This is a genomic window from Saccharospirillum alexandrii, from assembly GCF_004000275.1.
GTDB lineage: Bacteria > Pseudomonadota > Gammaproteobacteria > Pseudomonadales > Natronospirillaceae > Saccharospirillum > Saccharospirillum alexandrii.
The window spans coordinates 342-1,924 of sequence record NZ_RCIP01000014.1 but is presented as its reverse complement, the minus strand read 5'-3'; the positions used below and the strand labels follow the sequence as shown (position 1 = coordinate 1,924).

Sequence of the window (1,583 nt, the reverse complement as noted above, 5' to 3'; positions counted from 1 at the left end):
GCGAATAATTTCTGAAAAAATAGTTAATTTTTGGAATCGTTACGAGTACAGCCGTCTTGTAGATTTCTATCAGACTCTGGAAGACTCCAATGATAAGGATTTGGTAAACTTTGAGCTTCGTAACTATTCTTTCCGTTATAATAGACCTCCTGAAAATAAGGAAAAACCCTATCATGAACTTCCTCTTGTTCGTCGCTTGGCTGCCGCGTCTTTGTTGAAATGTCGGGATAAGGTCAAACACAAGAAGACTAATGATTCGTTTGGTATTTTTTCTTATCAAGATTAATATTGTTTAATTGTTAAATTGTTTTTATGGCTTCTTACACTGGAATGTCCAACCTTCAGAATCACCCTCACCGTTCTGGATTTGATATTGGACGTAAAAATGCATTTACTGCGAAAGTTGGTGAGCTTCTTCCCGTTTATTGGGATATTTCCATGCCTGGTGATAAGTATAAGTTTAATGTTGAGTATTTCACCCGAACTCAACCCGTTGAGACTTCTGCTTATACCCGTTTGCGTGAATACTTTGATTTTTACGCTGTGCCGTTACGCCTTCTTTGGAAGTCTGCACCTTCCGTGTTGACTCAGATGCAGGATATTAATCAGATTCAATCTTTGTCTTTGACGCAGNCGTTACGCCTTCTTTGGAAGTCTGCACCTTCCGTGTTGACTCAGATGCAGGATATTAATCAGATTCAATCTTTGTCTTTGACGCAGAATTTGTCTCTTGGTTCTTATTTACCTTCTTTGCCTATTGATTATTTGGGAATTGTTGTCAATCATTTAAACGCAAATGATTGGAGTCCTAATGATTCAGGAAAGAAGAATATGTTTGGTTTTTATCGTTCTGATTTGTGTTATAAATTATTTCAATATCTTGGATATGGTAATTTAATTCGTGTCGCCCCTTCTGAGAAAACCCGTTGGTGGTCTACTTCTTTAAAAAAAGATAATACCCCAGTAGGTTATACCCAACAGTATATTCAGAATAATTACGTGAATCTTTTCCCTCTTCTTGCTTATCAGAAGATTTATCAGGATTTCTTCCGTTGGTCTCAATGGGAAAAATCAAATCCTTCTTCTTATAATGTTGACTATTTTACGGGTGTTTCTCCTATCTTGGTTTCAGATCTTCCTTCACCTTCTGATGACTATTGGAAATCCGATACAATGTTTGACCTCAAATATTGCAATTGGAACAAGGATATGTTGATGGGTGTTCTCCCGAACTCTCAGTTTGGAGATGTTGCTGTAATTGACCTTCCTTCTTCAATTTCTAAAGTTCAGGTTGTCGATACTTCTGGTGCTTCTCATCCCGTAGGTACTGCGACTGTTATGAATAAAGGAATTGCTACTTCACCTATTGGTGTTGATTTGTCTTCTGGAGGAACTATAAATGCTGGTTCTCCTCTTACTGTCAATGTACAGGATATTGCTTCTAAGTTTACTGTTCTCGCTCTTCGTCAGGCTGAAGCACTTCAGCGTTGGAAGGAAATTTCTCAGTCTGGTGATTCTGACTATCGTGAACAGATTCGTAAACACTTTGGTGTTAACTTGCCTCAAGCTCTTTCCAATATGTG

General features: G+C 38.0%; 2 protein-coding genes. Both read left to right on the top strand.

The features are described 5' to 3' along the window. Nucleotides 1-286: hypothetical protein (locus tag EP166_RS21370; protein ID WP_220432673.1), on the top strand; the 286-nt coding region annotated here is incomplete at its 5' end. Nucleotides 287-312: 26 nt separating this feature from the next. Further along, on the top strand, nt 313-1,583 hold a 1,271-nt coding region (locus tag EP166_RS21040), incomplete at its 3' end, for a major capsid protein (protein WP_220432672.1).